Source organism: Pseudarthrobacter sp. PS3-L1, from assembly GCF_030063285.1.
Classification (GTDB): Bacteria; Actinomycetota; Actinomycetes; order Actinomycetales; family Micrococcaceae; genus Arthrobacter.
The window spans coordinates 57,590-71,308 of the sequence record NZ_JASISU010000003.1 but is presented as its reverse complement, the minus strand read 5'-3'; the positions used below and the strand labels follow the sequence as shown (position 1 = coordinate 71,308).

At 61.5% G+C, this 13,719-nt stretch carries 13 protein-coding genes and 1 tRNA gene; 6 read left to right on the top strand and 8 right to left on the bottom strand.

Features of this window, described 5'->3' with window-relative positions; all coding sequences use genetic code 11:
* Positions 1–166: 166 nt before the first annotated feature.
* Entirely contained in the window at positions 167–1,081 is a 915-nt protein-coding gene (locus QMG79_RS08160; RefSeq protein WP_283538103.1) for a 2-hydroxyacid dehydrogenase, read from the top strand.
* Positions 1,082–1,085: 4 nt separating this feature from the next.
* Here QMG79_RS08160 and QMG79_RS08155 read toward each other — a convergent pair whose 3' ends face one another.
* The 4 genes from QMG79_RS08155 to QMG79_RS08140 all read right to left on the bottom strand — a co-directional run bounded on the left by QMG79_RS08155 (position 1,086) and on the right by QMG79_RS08140 (position 6,529).
* Positions 1,086–2,108: a glycosyltransferase family protein gene (locus QMG79_RS08155; protein WP_283538102.1), complete on the bottom strand. Its 1,023-nt coding sequence runs from the start codon at positions 2,106–2,108 to the stop codon at positions 1,086–1,088.
* On the bottom strand, positions 2,108–2,920 hold the full coding sequence (locus QMG79_RS08150) for a glycosyltransferase (RefSeq protein ID WP_283538101.1): 813 nt from the start codon (positions 2,918–2,920) through the stop codon (positions 2,108–2,110). Before QMG79_RS08150 ends, QMG79_RS08155 begins: the two co-directional genes overlap by 1 nt.
* A gap of 303 nt (positions 2,921–3,223) precedes the next feature.
* Entirely contained in the window at positions 3,224–3,871 is a 648-nt protein-coding gene (locus QMG79_RS08145; protein ID WP_283538100.1) for a hypothetical protein, read from the bottom strand.
* Positions 3,872–4,078: 207 nt separating this feature from the next.
* The gene (locus QMG79_RS08140) at positions 4,079–6,529 is read right to left on the bottom strand and encodes a carboxypeptidase regulatory-like domain-containing protein (protein ID WP_283538099.1); all 2,451 of its coding nucleotides are present in this window, start codon (positions 6,527–6,529) and stop codon (positions 4,079–4,081) included.
* A 479-nt stretch (positions 6,530–7,008) separates the two neighbouring features.
* Here QMG79_RS08140 and QMG79_RS08135 point away from each other — a divergent pair, with 479 nt between their 5' ends.
* Positions 7,009–7,650 (top strand): hypothetical protein, encoded by a 642-nt coding sequence (locus tag QMG79_RS08135; RefSeq protein WP_283538098.1) that lies wholly within the window; start codon positions 7,009–7,011, stop codon positions 7,648–7,650.
* Positions 7,651–8,248: 598 nt separating this feature from the next.
* Here the strand turns inward: QMG79_RS08135 and QMG79_RS08130 are convergent.
* Positions 8,249–8,827: a GNAT family N-acetyltransferase gene (locus tag QMG79_RS08130; RefSeq protein ID WP_283538097.1), complete on the bottom strand. Its 579-nt coding sequence runs from the start codon at positions 8,825–8,827 to the stop codon at positions 8,249–8,251.
* A 157-nt stretch (positions 8,828–8,984) separates the two neighbouring features.
* A tRNA-Ser gene (locus QMG79_RS08125) sits at positions 8,985–9,069 on the bottom strand.
* Positions 9,070–9,231: 162 nt separating this feature from the next.
* Between QMG79_RS08125 and QMG79_RS08120 the strand changes: the two genes are divergently transcribed.
* Together QMG79_RS08120 and QMG79_RS08115 are read left to right on the top strand one after the other, a co-directional pair.
* Complete coding sequence (locus QMG79_RS08120; protein WP_283538096.1) at positions 9,232–10,230, top strand: zinc-dependent alcohol dehydrogenase; 999 nt, start codon at positions 9,232–9,234, stop codon at positions 10,228–10,230.
* A gap of 147 nt (positions 10,231–10,377) precedes the next feature.
* Entirely contained in the window at positions 10,378–10,776 is a 399-nt protein-coding gene (locus QMG79_RS08115) for a 6-pyruvoyl trahydropterin synthase family protein (protein WP_283538095.1), read from the top strand.
* 64 nt (positions 10,777–10,840) lie between these two features.
* Here the strand turns inward: QMG79_RS08115 and QMG79_RS08110 are convergent, their stop codons facing one another.
* Positions 10,841–11,404 (bottom strand): nucleoside deaminase, encoded by a 564-nt coding sequence (locus QMG79_RS08110; protein ID WP_283538094.1) that lies wholly within the window; start codon positions 11,402–11,404, stop codon positions 10,841–10,843.
* 59 nt (positions 11,405–11,463) lie between these two features.
* Between QMG79_RS08110 and QMG79_RS08105 the strand changes: the two genes are divergently transcribed.
* Both QMG79_RS08105 and upp read left to right on the top strand, forming a co-directional pair.
* A complete protein-coding gene (locus QMG79_RS08105) occupies positions 11,464–12,225 on the top strand; it encodes a phosphatase PAP2 family protein (RefSeq protein WP_502934722.1) in 762 nt (253 codons plus the stop codon).
* A 29-nt stretch (positions 12,226–12,254) separates the two neighbouring features.
* Entirely contained in the window at positions 12,255–12,890 is a 636-nt protein-coding gene (gene upp, locus QMG79_RS08100) for a uracil phosphoribosyltransferase (RefSeq protein ID WP_283538092.1), read from the top strand.
* 48 nt (positions 12,891–12,938) lie between these two features.
* Here the strand turns inward: upp and QMG79_RS08095 are convergent, their stop codons facing one another.
* Complete coding sequence (locus QMG79_RS08095; RefSeq protein ID WP_283538091.1) at positions 12,939–13,712, bottom strand: aggregation-promoting factor C-terminal-like domain-containing protein; 774 nt, start codon at positions 13,710–13,712, stop codon at positions 12,939–12,941.
* Between the last annotated feature and the right edge of the window lie 7 nt (positions 13,713–13,719).

Sequence of the window (13,719 nt, the reverse complement as noted above, 5' to 3'; positions counted from 1 at the left end):
ACGTCTCCTGTGGAAGTTCGGGTCTACCTTCGGAGCCGCATTGATGTGCGGAGCCGGTCCACCAACGCTGGTGATTTTCAGCGCCGTGGATGAACTTCGTACTTCTGTAGAAGTCTTAAGAACACCATAGCGGATGCCAGGTCACGGCGTTGATTACACTGGAGCGATGACTGTCGTATGCGTCCCCGATTCAAACGCCCGAAAACTCCTCGGAGCCCTTCCCGACGGCGTCGAGGTGATCGTCTGGGACGGGGAGGACAAGAAGCCCGAAAACCTGGCGGATACCGTCTTCTGGGTGCCGCAGGTCGAGGACTCCACCAATCTCGCCGAAAAGTTTGCCGCCATGCCGAAGCTCAAGGTCACCCAGCTGACGAGCGCCGGCGTGGAGGACATCCTCGGCCACGTTCCGGACGGGGTTTTACTGTGTACAGCACGCGGTGTTCACGGCTCGGCGGTCGCCGAGCTCGTTTTGACGGTCATCTTGGCCACGCTTCGTCGCCTGCCTCATTTTGGTGAAGCGCAGCGACAGGGCAGGTGGGACCCGGTGGAGGCTGACGATCTGCGCGACAAGCGGGTCCTGATCATCGGAGCCGGTGATCTCGGAGAGCAGACCGCCCGCCGGCTGCGGGGCTTCGACGCCGAGCCGGTACTCGTGGCGCACACGGCACGGGACGGCATCCACGCCACCTCGGAGCTGCCGAGCCTACTGCCAGAAGCTGACGTGGTGGTGCTGACTGTTCCGCTTACCCCGGAGACAACCGGCCTCGTGGATGCCGAGTTCCTATCCCGGATGCCCGACGGCGCCCTGCTGGTCAACGTCGCCCGCGGCAAGGTCGTCGACACCGCAGCGCTTCTTGCGGAGCTGACGGCCGGTCGGCTGTACGCCGCGCTGGATGTGATGGAGCCGGAGCCGCTACCCGCTGGCCACCCGCTGTGGGAGGCGCCGAACCTGATTATCACCCCGCACGCGGCCGGCTCCATCGCGAAGTCCGGTGCGCGTGCCTTCGCGCTGGTCAACGCTCAGGTGCGCCGGTACGTGGCCGGTGAGGACCTCATCAATATCGTAGAGGGCGTCGACTGAGCCCTCAGGCGTATGCCGTGAAATGCGGACCGAGGCTGTCGAGCCAGGCGACCGGATGCACAGCCATGGCATCGTTGCCAGGCCGGGCCCACGCTGCGGCGACGGCCTCCTGTAGAGCCGCGCCTGTCCGGGCGAACGGGTAGCGGTCAAGCACCCAAGTGCGGTTCGCGGCGCGTACCGGCGCCAGGACATCGATGTCTTGGATCAGACCCGCCACCTTGTCGCGGATGAGTAGCGGTCGTTGGTCCGGGACCCGCCAGGCACCAGGCGCATCGAACAGCTCGTGGCCGCCGCCGCCGTCGTAACCCACCACGAGACAGCCTGACGCAAGTGCCTCGGCCACTGGCAGACCATAGCTCTCGGAGTGACCGAGAGCTATGAAGACCGCCGTACTTCCCAGGGTCTCTGCCACTTCCGCCCGTGGAGTCTGGACCAACTCCACCAGATCCACCTCCGAGAGGCGTGGGTCGTTGGCCAGCAACCGCTTTAGCAGTGAGGCTTCCCGCGGCCGTTTTTTGGGGAACCAGCTCACCCGGAGCCGCTCGGTCGCCGCAGGGACGAACAGCTCTCCGTCCACCGGGTTGGGGACCAGGCTCACGGGCAGGCCGGGCAGCGTGGCTTCCAGCACGTCGCGGCTCTCCGAGGAGACTACCCAGAGTGCAGGCGCCGGTGACCAGCCGGGGAAATCCTCGGCAGGGGTGCCAGCGGCGAAGGTATAGAAGTGGTTCTGGTTGAAGATGACCTTGCGGGCTCCGGGCGCCGGATCGCAGCCCTGGACGGTAGGCGTCTCCGGCAGCACCAGAAGGTCTTGCGCGCCGATCGGGGTGGTGGCGCCAAACACCATCGGCACGTCGTCGGGGATCCAGTTGGTGCGGTCATCAGAATCGGGCAGCCACAACCAGGCCTCGTGGCCGGCGTCGCGCAGCAGCCGGACGTGCTGGGTCATAACGTGCACGCCGCCACTGTGGTGGGCAGTAGCGAAACCCGCGTAGATGATCCGCCGTGGGACCGGGCTGGAACTACTCATCACCCTGCCGGAGGGGTTAGGTACCACGAAGCTCCGCTCCCGACGTTGTGAGCGGGGAACGAATCCGGTCCGAGCCCAACGTCCGCCCGCCACCCATCACCCCATTTGGTGTTTAGGCCGTTCAGGATCTCCGCCCGGTTGTCCTCCGAGGTCTGGCCGGTCCGGTTCATCGTCTGACGACGAAGGTGCGAGACGTACGCACCCTCGGTGACCACGCACCGCAAGCCAGCTGCACGGACCCGAATCGCCAGATCGATGTCCGCGCCGTATCCGTGCCGGGTGAAGGTCTCCTCGTCCAGGCCTCCCAGTTCGACGACGGGCGCCACCGCAAACGCGATCGCGGTGCCGTCACAGAAGTCGACGTCGCGCAGCACGTCGCGCGGGGCGTACTCCGCGGCGGTGGGCGGGATCTTGTGGGCCCGCTGGTGGAGCCAGAAGTCGTCGTAGCATGCCGCAGCCAGCGCGATGTCGTTGGCTGTCGAGAACGGTGCGAGCAGCCCATCGAGGAACCCGGGCGATAGCCGGATATCGTTGTTGAGGACCACACAGACATCATGCCCGTCTCGCGTCGATGTTTCCAGGGCCCAGTTCGCGGCACCGATCCACCGCAGGTTGCGCCCTGGGCGGTGGACCGAGATGCGCCCCTGCGGGAGGACGTAGTCACCCGCGTTGTCGACAACCACGATGCGCACGGCCGGGTCGAGGTCGCTTCCGTCGCGACACAGGTCATTTACGACAGCATCCGTCAGTTCCGGTGAACCGAACGCGGGGATGACCACCAGGGTCGACGCGCCGGTGCTAGAAGACGTCACTGCTCGGCGCGGGCTGTGCGGACCCCGCGGTGGCTGTACAAGGTGATCACGAACATCGGTTCCTGTCGGGTCAGGTGGACTTGTGCCACGGCAGCCAAGAATACCCGGTCTTTGCTGGCGCTCCTGCCAACGGGGTCTTCCTCGCGATCGCTTTCGGAAAATGGCGCTGGGTACTTTTCGCGACCGTGCGGCCGTTAACCTACGCTTCGAGTTCCCGAATCATTGGAATGAGCTTGCTGCGGGTTTGCACACACCACACGCGCAATGGATCCGCTGCGCTGGCTTTGCCGATGATCTTCTTTTTCAGGTCCGTTCGATGGGTTGTTCCACTGTTGCAGACCCCATCGCGTGGACGAATTTCCCGGTCTGGAGAAACTGGCGGACCAAGAACAGGTAAACGATTCCCATTCCCAGCAAAAGGACAAGAACTCCGATATCAAGTGCGGATGAAATCCCTCTGGATATTACTTGGCCGCAAAAGTAGATAAACAACCCAGGTGACAGGACTAGCTGTTTGGCCAGGCGGCCGCGAATTTCGATAGCGGCACCACGGAGGAGTGCCGCATGCTGGACTTCTACCGGCTTTGTTCCCAGGATCTGCCGTCGGACATGCTTTACCTCGGCAGGTTCCAGGCCGGTTGTAATACCGACCCCCTGGGGCTGGACCCGTGGTCCGATGTTTTTTTCCCCATAAATCAAGCCAATGACTATGACTCCTAGTCCCGCCAGAACCGAGCCCAGATACACCCAGGATCGAAGGAAAGTCCCTTCAATCTCCGGCCAAAAGGACGCAAGGAAGAATCCAGCACCACACGCACAGATAAGAATCAGTGGAAACTGGAAAAGGAAGTATCGGCGGACACCGGCCCCAATACCTGCATCGGTGACGTTTTCTGCTCTCTCAGCAGCCGTTGCCCAGCGGGCTTCCGCTCCTATATTTGATTCGCGCACTCTAGACCCCCATATAGTGTGTGACTTTCAGTTCAATGGTAACCGCCGAAATTTTGCACCAGGCTAAAACTAGCCAAACCGGTTTGATCTTTACCCCCATGACGCTTGTCCAGAAATGTCGCGGCGGGTCCCCTTCTCGCAGTGAGTGGGTGGAGCAGTCTGCATCGACTACCGCTGCCATAAAGAGGTACTTCCTGCTTCGGCAGGTCAGCCGATCAGCGTGGTGGCCACGGAGTATCGCACTAGCGTGGTGTACGCGGTTTTGGCGCCTGATACGCGTACTTTGATAGCGCTTCCCTTGTCCGTTGCAATCAGTGTGTACGTTGGGGCCGTGGCGCCCGAAATGGCGGCGCTTCCGCGGAACCATTGATAGGTCAATGTCACGGGTGCGGGGCCCCAGTTTCCTGGCGTGGTTGTGAGTACTGAGCCGACTTTCGCTGTCCCTGAGATGGTGGGAACTGGCGCTGTTAGGGTGCCTGCTGCCACGGTGGGGGTCGCGGCTGAAGTCTTGGCTGCTGTCGTAAATCCGGTTTTGGTTCCGGTGGTGCGGACGGTCATGGCTTTGCCTAGATCCGTTGCAGTCAAGGTGTAGGTAGCGGAGGTTGCACCTGTGACCGAAACTCCGCTGCGGAACCATTGATAGGTCAATGTCACGGGTGCGGGGCCCCAGGTTCCTGGCGTGGTTGTGAGTACTGAGCCGACTTTCGCTGTCCCTGAGATGGTGGGAACTGGCGCTGTTAGGGTGCCTGCTGCCACGGTTGGGGTCGCGGCTGAAGTCTTGGCTGCTGTCGTAAATCCGGTTTTGGTTCCGGTGGTGCGGACGGTCATGGCTTTGCCTAGATCCGTTGCAGTCAAGGTGTAGGTAGCGGAGGTTGCACCTGTGACCGAAACTCCGCTGCGGAACCATTGATAGGTCAATGTCACGGGCGCGGGGCCCCAGTTTCCTGGCGTGGTTGTGAGTACTGAGCCGACTTTCGCTGTCCCTGAGATGGCGGGAACTGGCGCTGTTAGGGTGCCTGCTGCCACGGTGACAGAAGCTTGGCCCTGGTATGGCTCAAGGGGCCAGTCGTAAACGCTGAGCCGGGCGGTGATTTTTTTGCCGGCGTCGGAGGTTTGGATAACAAATGAAGGTCCGTTTGTTCTGTAGTCCTGGACCCCGGCAACGAACCAATCGTAGTAGGGGCCAAAATCAGGAGCGGGGCTCAAAGTGCCATGGTCAATGGTCAGGGTGTTGCCGACGCTTGGCGTGCCCGAAATGGTGAATGGTTTAGAAGCAGTAACGGCATCTGCACCTGATTTTCCAGCGTGCGCTGTGTTGTCGTGCGGAACGTAGCCTGCTTTGGTGCCGGTGACTCTTGCCCAGATGTCGTACCCAGCATCGGCGGCAGTGGGCACGTAGACCGTCGCAGTGACGCCCGCAATATCCTGGAGCTCGCCGTTGTCCTTCGAACGCTGCCACTTGTAGGAGAGGGCCACCGGAGCTGGCCCCCAAATACCGGGATCAACGGTCAGTTTCTCGCCGGCCCGGGCAGAACCATAAACGAATGGCCTGGAAGGGGTCAACGATAGCCCTGCAACGTCTAACTGCATGGTTAGTTTCACACGCTGCCCGGCAGCGGCTGCTGTCAGAACGGTCGCCGTGTCTTTGGCGGCCGTGTTGTCGTAGCACTCGGATGTGTACCGCTTTTCGCGGGGCGCGCCCTCGTAGACATTGTCTGAGACACACAGCTTGTATTTCTTGCCCACTTCCATGCGCCAGTAAATCTTGCCCTTCGCATCCGACGTAAGGGGGCCCAGCTGTGGTCCGTCCCAGGCTCCCGATTGGTCATTGTAGACCCACGGGATGTACCCAACACCGGCAATCGGTGCGCCCGCGGGATCGATGACGGTGGCCTCGATGATGGTCTCATTCTTAAGAATGAAGTTCACGTTGGTCCATTTGACCCCGGATGGGACGTTAGCGCCCGTGTAGGTGTCTACGGTTCCGGTACCGTTCCAGTACTGCTCCAGGTAGAGACGCTGACCCGACTCGTCGCGGACGTTGATGTATGCCTGATTGGGTGGAATTTTAGTGAGGGTGAAGTAGCCATTGGCGTCTGGCTTTGTGCTGCTGACTTGTCCTCCGCCGGCCGGGGAAGCTGAGACAGTCACGTCTGTCAGCGGCTGGCCGGCCTGATTTTTCACCTGGCCACTCATGCTGCCGAAAGCTTCCAGCTGAGGGTTGTACGTGGTGGTGGGGGCAGCCTCGGTGACGGCAACAGGCGTCGAACCGTAGGAGCTGGACTTGTTTGCGTTCCACTCGTCGGCATAGGTGGCGGAGCAGGGTCCGCTGCTGCAGGTGGTCCATATTTTGTAACTACCTGCAGAGGGTACGGCGAAACTATAGGACCCATCTGGAGCAGACCATGCGCCGGCGACAAAAGAGGCCCGGTCGTCGTTGGTATAGGCCCCCACCCACACGTCGCCCAGCACAGTTGCCGTTGCGGTGGCTGTCAGTTTCCCTTTGACCACGCCCTTGAAAGAGTATGTTGCAGCCGAAGCGGGCGTCGCGCCAGCGAAGAGGCTCGCGGCGACCAGGACAACGGCCGCCAAGATGGCCCACGGCCCCTGGTTTCGGTTTCGAATCGGATGGTGGGCGGCGGGTCGCGGCAACGGCATAGGTGAGATCCTTTTCCCCAAGAAAGTAACTGAAAGGATCGAGCGACCCTCCGCAATCGTAGGCGTAGGCGGGCAGCAGTGCCATGGGGAGTTCTCTCCTCTGTCCGCAACAGTTCCGAGGTCACCGAACTGGGAAAAACAGGAAAAATAGGTAGGCAGCAACAGCGTCGCTATCGAGCCCAACAGCCGAGAATTAGCCCGGTGTAACGGGCACGAGGCAAGGATCCGTCGCGATCTGCCTCTACTGCGGCTGCACACCCGATCGCCTGGCACCCGGACGCCAAGAAGTTGTGACGTCCGGGTGGGGTCCGAAGGCATCCGGCGCTTTGAACACGGTGGGAGTACTGGGGGTCGTCCCGTCGAGCTTTAGCCGTAGGGCTAATCATTCCTTTGAACCGTTGTAGGGCCGCGTGGTGGCTGGGAGTGTGGTGATTACGTCATAGCTACACATTGAAGGACGCTAGAAGGGGTTGAAGAGAATGCCTAATAACTTGCGGAAAGCCGTTACCCGCACCGGGATGGTTGCAGCGGTATCAGCACTGTTTTTTGGGGTGCTCGGGCCTATCTCGCCGGCACATGCAGAGGATGCCCCTACGCGTGAGCAGTTGGAGCAAGACTGCAGTGGCGAAGGATGGAACCACGGTGGAACTGGGTACACGATCTACCTCAACGGGTGCACCTTCGAGGAAGGAAGCAGCTCGGACTACCCAGACTGGAAAGCCAATGGAATTACGGTCTCCAATTGTTCTGGCGGAACGCGGGACCTTGATTTAGCCGAAGCCCAGACGGAGACGTGGACCACTGGTTGGTCTATAGGAGGGTCCCTCTCGGGGGCTAAGAATTGGCTCACTGCTGGTCTTACTGGAGGCTACAACTGGTCTCACTCGACCTCCGTGACCAATACCTTGACCGCCCATATTCCTCCCGGTCAAAAAGGTGTCCTGAAAACTGCAAACTGGATGCACAAGTCTGAGGGAAAAATACGAGTTGACTACAGTCAGCCCATTTACGGACAGAGCACCTGGTACATCTATGATGTCAGCATCACGACACCAACCGATCAGGTTGAAAAATCAATTAACCAAGTCTCATGCGGAGAGACGCTCATGAACGGCCTCTAACGTGCATTTTTGTTCCTGCTATCATCTCCGGTGCCAAGAACTATGTACCAGTTAGGGAAAAGCTTGATGCCCGAACGTTTGGAATATCCCAGCGTCGGGCTCTTCCCTTGCCACGTGTAGCGACAAATTCCACCTTCCTCCCGCGATGCCGTCGGGAGGACACGCGGGTGGACTACCTTGAGTATTCGGGTGCCTCTCCACAATGGGGCTTTATGTTTCCGATGTTGCTGCTGGGTAATTTCTCGGTGGAGAGACGTTTATGGACGGGCTGCTTGGGCTGCCCCAACCTTTTTCGGCCTTATTGGTCTGGGTTTGATGGCATATATGGCCTTGGGGCTGATTGGATGTTTGGACGCCACCCGCATTCTTCAACCATGCTGGATTAAAGGGTCCGCTAGACGACTTAAGAACGGCACGGATCCATGATGGAACCTAGAAGAACGCCTGAGTCCTGCTCCCAGTCCAAGGCGAGACCCAGCTTCACTGCCAGAAGACTAGCGGTCATGGTGGCAAGGAGAATCGTCCTCCTACCCACCGCAGATCCTTTTCATCCCTGAGCTGCGGTTCAGTGCAGCCTGGACACCTGGCGTGTTCTCGCCTACGCGGAGCTAGTGGGTGGTTTTGCTGAATTCAGGGCTGTCACGTGGCGCACCTCTCGAAGTTCGGTCGTACCGCCCGCATCACCAATTTTTTCTCCGCCGTCAGTGCGCCAGCCATGGCTTTCGTAAAACGAGGCTGCCCGGTCGTTGCCAAAAAGTACCCACAGGTACGCGGACTGAAAACCGTCAGCCGCAAGTTCCTGTTCGACGTTGAGCATCAACGCGTGCCCAACCTTTTTGGACCAAAAATCCGGATGTACGTAGAGCCCGGCAAGCTCACCCTGATCGCTCGAGCCCTCGTCCCGGCCAGCCCCAAAACTTGCCCAGCCGACGATCCTGTTGCCACACTCCGCTATGAGCAGCCGGTGCGGTTTTGTTCCCGCGGGGCCTGCGTAACTAGGGAAGGCAAGCTCCGAAAGAAGCCGAGTCCAGGCCTCCGCCCTTGTTGAGATGCTCAGGCCATCCAGGATGTGCTGTGCGATGAGTCCAGGATATGCGGATCGCCACGACGCCACATGAACTGTGGCCACTCCATATGCATCCTTAACATCAGCCCAACGGATACTCACTTCAGCCATCCGGACAGACTAACTGATGCCTCGTGTGCCATGCCGGTCCCGCGAACGGCAAATTTCCGCGCGCGCCGTACCGCTGTGTCACCGCACGCGCTTTCCGGGCAAAACAAAAAGCCCCGCTTCCCTTTGTTTACAAGGGAGGCGGGGCCTTTCTCAATCGCGGTGACGGTGGGATTTGAACCCACGTTGGCTTTCACCAAACAACATTTCGAGTGTTGCACCTTCGGCCGCTCGGACACGTCACCAACCTGACTAGGTTACCGGAGCAGGCGCCGCTTCCCCAAAACGGCGCCCGACGCGCGTAGGCGACTGCCCGTGCAGCCGACCGTGCAGCCCACCACGCTGCCAGCTGAAGCCTGGCTGCGGACTTCCACGCCAGCGCGCACACGGCTAGATTCATAATCACCATGACTACTGCTAACGATGAGCTTCAGGCCACCGCATACTGGACCACCGACGTCGGCCAGGGAGAGCTCAGGACCGAGACACTTCCGGCCCTGGGGGCTGGAGAAGCACTAGTCAGGACCCTGTATTCAGGAATCAGCCGGGGTACGGAAATGGTGGTCCATGCCGGCCAGGTGCCGCCCCGCGTCGCCGAAGCCATGAGCGCGCCTCGCCAGGACGGCTCCTTTCCGGGGCCTGTGAAGTTCGGCTACCTCTCCGTGGGCATCGTGGAACAGGGCCCAGCGGACTGGGTTGGGCAGCGTGTTTTTTGCCTCAACCCGCACCAGGACCTCTACATCGCGCCCTTGAGCGCCCTCATCAGAATCCCCGACGCCGTTCCATCCCGCCGGGCAGTACTCACCGGGACGGTGGAAACGGCAGTCAACGCACTCTGGGAGGGCGGCCCTCGCCTGGGGGACCGGGTTGCAGTGGTCGGTGCGGGGCTAGTGGGCGGTATGGTAGCCACCCTGCTGAGGACCTTCCCACTGGAGCGCCTGCAGCTCCTTGACGTGAATCCTGCAAAAGAAGACTTTGCAGAGGCACTCGGCGTGGACTTCGCGCACCCGGACGATGCCCTGTCCGACAACGACATGGTGTTTCACTGCTCCGCGCGCCAGGAGGGCCTGGAACGCGCCCTGCAGATTGCCGGGGACGATAGCGACGTCATCGAGATGTCCTGGTACGCCAATCGTTCCGTGACAATTCCGTTGGGGGAGGACTTCCACGCCCGGCGACTCTCCATCCGCGCCAGCCAGGTGGGCATGGTGGCCACTGCACGCCGCTTCCGCCGGACCACCACCGACAGGCTGAACCTTTCACTCAATTTGCTCAAGGACCCCGTGTTTGATGCCTTCCTCACCGGCACCTCAGCGTTTAATGACCTGCCCGACGTCGTCCAGCGGCTTGCGAACGGAAAACTACCGGCCCTGTGCCACGTCATTGAATATCCTGCGGCAGGTTAGCTCCCCGCCCAGTGCGGACCGCTTCCAGAGGACCGCTTCCTGAAGACCGAACCCTGGCAAGCGCACCTGGAAAACCACGGCTTGAGCGCCCCAGTTTTTCGCCCTAGAAATCTCACCCACGTCGACCCATCCCAAAGAGGCCCCACCATGTTCAGCCTGACAGTCCGCAGCCACTTCATGATCGCCCATAGCCTTCCCCGTGAAGCTTTCGGCCCAGCCCAGGGCATGCACGGCGCCACGTTTGTCGCGGAGGTGAGCTTCCGGCGTCGTGAGTTGAATGAGAACGCCATTGTCCTGGACATCGGTGAGGCTGACGCCATCATCAAGGAGATCCTTGATGACCTGAACTACCGCAACCTGGACGAGCATCCTGCCTTCGCCGGCAAGCTGACCACCACCGAGGCGCTGGCCCAGTACATTGCAGTCACGGTGGCCGAGCAGATGAAAGCCACAGTGGATGGGCCGCACCTGGCAGGACTGGACGTCACACTCCGTGAGCACCCGGACGCGTGGGCCTCGTTCTCGTTGGACATGCCCACTACCTGACGTGGCCCCGGGTGCACCTGAGCCGCTCCCGGCCGTGTCCAGCGGTCACGAGACCTGCGCCCGCTCAGCTTCTGTGGCCGGCAAAAAAGTCACGCAGCAGCGCGGCTGACTCCTCTTCCCGAACCCCGGCGTAGACCTCCACCCAGTGGTTGAGCCTGCGCTCGCGGAGCACGTCGAACACGCTTCCCGCAGCACCCGCCTTCTCGTCCCATGCACCAAAAACCACACGTGGAATCCGGGCCAGGACAATGGCCCCGGCGCACATGGCGCACGGCTCCAGCGTCACCACCAGTGTGCAGTCCGTCAGGCGCCAGCCATCAGGCAGGGCGCCCACTCCACCTGTGGCATCTGCACCGGTGTCGTCTGCACCGGTAACAGCGGAACCAGCGTGGCGGGCACCAGCAGCGATGCGCCGCAGCTGGGCTGCGGCTTGCCGGATAGCAAGGACCTCCGCATGGGCTGTGGGATCCCCATGTGCCTCGCGTTCATTGCGGCCGGTTCCCAGCACTGTCCCGTCAGGGCCAACCACCACTGCGCCGATGGGAACGTCAGCGGTTGCGAGGGCCAGCCGGGCTTCGGTGAGGGCCAGGCCCATCCATTCACTGCGTTGCTGCTCTGCCGGGACCATGGCTCAATGATAGTTTCTGATGATCTCCAACCAGTGAAATGACAGTGCCGGGAGGCCCCGTGAACACCCTGAAAGACGCGTTGGACCGCTGGTTCAAGCCTTACGCGGCCCTCTGGATAACCCTTGTCCTGGGCGGATTCGTTGTGGTGCTCCTGACGGTCGGCGGTGCTGAAGTCTATGAAAGCGTGGTCGAGGCAGATGGCCTGGCCGCCCTGGACGAGCCTGTCCTTGAGACGGCAATAACCTTGCGAAGCCCTGGGCTTGACTCGGCTGTCACAGCATTCACCAACGTGGGCGGCACCATTGGGATGCCCATCCTGGCGTTACTGCTCACCGCCTGGCTGACGTTCCTGAGCCGCAGCTGGCGTCCATTACTTTTGATGGTGGCCTCTGCGGCCGTCTCGCTGGCTGCAACAACTGCCGGCAAAATACTGATCGGCCGGGCCCGCCCGGACACCGCCGACGCGGTGCCTCCCTATGAGACGTCGCCTTCTTTCCCCAGCGGGCACACACTCAACGCCACGGTCCTGATTGGAGTGCTGGTTTACCTGATCTGCCTGCAGTTCCACACCCGATGGATCCGTATCACCGCCATCACCGCAGGGGCAGCATTTATTGTGGGAATGGGCATCAGTCGCGTATTCCTGGGCCATCACTGGCTCACCGACGTGGTCGCAGCCTGGCTGCTGGGCCTCGCCTGGGTGGTGGTGGTGATTGTGGCGCACCGCGCCTTCCACATGTTCCGGCGCCGCGAGCGCTCCGGACCTACGCCCTCCTTTGACCGTCCCATCATGCGTGACAGGCCTGCTTCCGGGGAGTAGTTCCGCTGCCGGATGGTATTTTTGAACCTATGCGCACAATCCTTGTTGACCACCCCCTGGTTGCCCACAAACTGACCGTTTTGCGGGATAAGAACACCCCCTCGCCCGTGTTCCGCCAGCTGACAGAGGAGCTGGTGACCCTCCTGGCCTATGAGGCCACGCGCGATGTCCGCACGCAGCCCGTCACTATCGAAACCCCGGTGTCCACCACCATAGGCACGGCGTTCACCAAGCCCACCCCCCTGGTGGTGCCGATCCTACGTGCCGGGCTCGGGATGCTGGAGGGCATGACCAAGCTGGTCCCCACCGCCGAGGTAGGTTTCCTGGGGATGGCCAGGGACGAGGAGACCCTTGACATCATCACCTACGCCGAACGGCTTCCCGAGGACCTGACCAACCGTCAGATCTTCGTCCTTGATCCCATGCTGGCCACGGGCGGCACGCTGCGCGAAGCGATCAAGTTCCTGTTCAAGCGCGGCGCCTCGGACGTCACCTTCATCTGCCTCTTGGCAGCGCCGGAAGGTCTGGCTGCCCTGGAAGAAGAACTGGCCGACGCCAACGTCACGGTGGTCCTTGCCTCGATTGACGAGCGCCTCAACGAAAAGTCTTACATTGTCCCCGGCCTGGGCGACGCCGGGGACCGGCTTTATGGGATCGCCGGCTAGCCTTCCGCGGCGGCCTAGGGGCCGTGCTGGCAAAAAAGGATGCCCGCTCTAGTACCAGTTGTTGGAGAGGTGGAAGCTCAGGGCGCCGCAGGGGGACTGGTAGCGGTCCTTGATGTAGCCCAGCCCCCAGTTGATCTGCGTCTGGTAATTGGTGAGGTAGTCAGCCCCAGCGCTGGCCATCTTCTCTGCCGGCAGGGATTGCACAATGCCGTAGGCGCCGCTGCTGGAGTTTGTTGCGGTGGTACTCCAGTCGGATTCTTTGGTCCACAGCGTCACCAGGCACTGCATCTGGTCTGCGCTCCATCCGTAGGAACCGAGCTGGCCGGCAGCGTAGGCCTGGGCGCCAGCGGGATCATCCACGGCAACCGCTGGAGCGGGCTCCACTGCTGGTTCTGCCGGGGCAACAGGTGCCGCCTCGGCCGTGGCTGCAGGCTCCTGCGCAGGTACAACGGGAACGTCAGCCCCGGTAATCGGATTCTGGGCTGCGGCCTGCGGTGCGATGGGTGCCGCATCCGCTGACGGAGTCGCTGGTTCTGGCGTCTGGGCAGGCTGGTTCTCTGCTGGCGCGGCCTGCACGTTGGGCTGGTTGCTGGCCTCGGGTGTACCGGCAACCTCGCTCACAGCATCCAGCAGTGCCGAGGACGGCCCTGGATCTATTGCCTGGCCAGCTGCAACAACACCGCAGAGCAACGCACCGGCGGTGACGGCAAGGGCAGCGCGCTTGCCCACGGTGCTGCGCTGAGGTTCGGAGCGGAGTTTGCGACGTCCATGCGCCTTGGGTTCGGCGGGGGCAGGAACAATCGTCTTCTGCTGTTCAGACATGGTTTTG

Bases quoted from the DNA above. Each gene is read 5' to 3' on its own strand.
- QMG79_RS08140 (WP_283538099.1), bottom strand. From the start codon at position 6,529: ATGCCGTTGCCGCGACCCGCCGCCCACCATCCGATTCGAAACCGAAAC.
- QMG79_RS08155 (WP_283538102.1), bottom strand. From the start codon at position 2,108: ATGAGTAGTTCCAGCCCGGTCCCACGGCGGATCATCTACGCGGGTTTC.
- upp (WP_283538092.1), top strand. From the start codon at position 12,255: ATGCGCACAATCCTTGTTGACCACCCCCTGGTTGCCCACAAACTGACC.
- QMG79_RS08135 (WP_283538098.1), top strand. From the start codon at position 7,009: ATGCCTAATAACTTGCGGAAAGCCGTTACCCGCACCGGGATGGTTGCA.
- QMG79_RS08115 (WP_283538095.1), top strand. From the start codon at position 10,378: ATGTTCAGCCTGACAGTCCGCAGCCACTTCATGATCGCCCATAGCCTT.
- QMG79_RS08130 (WP_283538097.1), bottom strand. From the start codon at position 8,827: ATGGCTGAAGTGAGTATCCGTTGGGCTGATGTTAAGGATGCATATGGA.
- QMG79_RS08095 (WP_283538091.1), bottom strand. From the start codon at position 13,712: ATGTCTGAACAGCAGAAGACGATTGTTCCTGCCCCCGCCGAACCCAAG.
- QMG79_RS08160 (WP_283538103.1), top strand. From the start codon at position 167: ATGACTGTCGTATGCGTCCCCGATTCAAACGCCCGAAAACTCCTCGGA.
- QMG79_RS08110 (WP_283538094.1), bottom strand. From the start codon at position 11,404: ATGGTCCCGGCAGAGCAGCAACGCAGTGAATGGATGGGCCTGGCCCTC.
- QMG79_RS08120 (WP_283538096.1), top strand. From the start codon at position 9,232: ATGACTACTGCTAACGATGAGCTTCAGGCCACCGCATACTGGACCACC.